This window comes from Nonomuraea sp. NPDC049784, assembly GCF_040659615.1.
Classification (GTDB): Bacteria; Actinomycetota; Actinomycetes; order Streptosporangiales; family Streptosporangiaceae; genus Nonomuraea.
On the sequence record NZ_JBFAMX010001177.1, the window covers coordinates 1 to 1,528 of the forward strand.

Here is a 1,528-nt window from a genome sequence, read left to right on the forward strand (position 1 = left end):
GCCGACGAGATCGACATGGTGATCGACCGGGGCGCGTTCCTGTCCGGCAACTACATGAAGGTGTTGGAGGAGATCGTCGCGATCAAGGCCGCCTGCGGGGACGCGCATCTGAAGGTGATCCTGGAGACGGGTGAGCTGGCCACCTACGACAACGTGCGGCGGGCGTCCTGGCTGGCGATGCTGGCGGGCGCGGACTTCATCAAGACCTCGACGGGCAAGGTGTCGCCGGCGGCGACCCCGCCGGTGACGTTGATCATGCTGGAGGCGGTGCGGGACTTCCGCGCGGTGACGGGCCGGCAGGTGGGGGTCAAGCCGGCGGGCGGGATCCGCACGACCAAGGACGCCATCAAGAACCTGGTGCTGGTGCATGAGACGGCCGGCGATGACTGGCTGTCCCCGGATTGGTTCCGGCTGGGTGCCTCCTCGCTGCTGAACGATCTGCTGATGCAGCGGCAGAAGCTGGCCACCGGCCGGTATGCCGGTCCCGACTACTTCACTCTGGACTGATGATGGCGATCTTCGAGTACGCGCCCGCGCCCGAGTCGCGCGACATTGTCGATATCAAGCCGTCGTACGGGCTGTTCATCGACGGCGAGTTCACCGACGGTTCCGGATCCCCGTTCAAGACGATCAACCCGGCGACCGAGGAGATGCTGGCCGAGGTCGCCACCGCTTCGGCCGATGACGTGGATCGGGCGGTGCAGGCCGCGCGCAAGGCGTTCGGCGTCTGGTCAGCGCTGCCCGGCAGCGAGCGGGCCAAGTACCTGTTCCGGATCGCGCGGATCATTCAGGAGCGGGCGCGGGAGCTGGCCGTGCTGGAGTCGTTGGACAACGGCAAGCCGATCCGTGAGTCGCGCGATGTGGACGTGCCGTTGGTGGCGGCGCATTTCTTCTACTACGCCGGCTGGGCGGACAAGCTGGAGTATGCGGGGTTCGGTACCAGGCCGTTGGGGGTGGCGGGGCAGGTTATCCCGTGGAACTTCCCGCTGTTGATGCTGGCCTGGAAGATCGCGCCGGCGTTGGCGTGTGGGAACACGGTGGTGCTCAAGCCGGCTGAGACGACGCCGTTGACGGCGTTGTTGTTCGCCGATATCTGCCGGCAGGCTGATCTGCCGGCGGGGGTGGTGAACATCGTGACCGGGGCGGGGGAGACCGGCGCGGCGGTGGTGGGCCATCCCGACGTGGACAAGGTGGCCTTCACCGGCTCGACCGAGGTGGGCCGGGTCATCGCCCGGGCGGTGGCCGGCAGCGGCAAGAAGCTGACGTTGGAGCTGGGTGGCAAGGCGGCCAACATCGTGTTCGCCGACGCCGCGATCGATCAGGCGGTGGAGGGGATCGTGAATGGGATCTTCTTCAATCAGGGTCATGTGTGCTGCGCGGGGTCGCGGCTGCTGGTGCAGGAGTCGGTCCAGGAGGAGTTGCTGGTCGCGTTGAAGCGCCGGCTTGCGACGTTGCGGGTGGGTGATCCGCTGGACAAGAACACCGATGTGGGTGCGATCAACTCGGCTGAGCAGCTGGCCAAGATCCG

The 1,528-nt window shown here is 66.9% G+C and carries 1 protein-coding gene and 1 pseudogene; both read left to right on the top strand.

What is annotated here, in order from left to right; translation table 11 throughout:
- A pseudogene (locus AB0J09_RS64485) lies at window positions 1-507 on the top strand (deoxyribose-phosphate aldolase); the annotation flags it as partial.
- Window positions 507-1,528, top strand: a 1,022-nt coding sequence (locus AB0J09_RS64490) for an aldehyde dehydrogenase family protein (RefSeq protein WP_360714348.1), incomplete at its 3' end; no start/stop codon positions are given. The pseudogene AB0J09_RS64485 and the gene AB0J09_RS64490, both read left to right, overlap by 1 nt.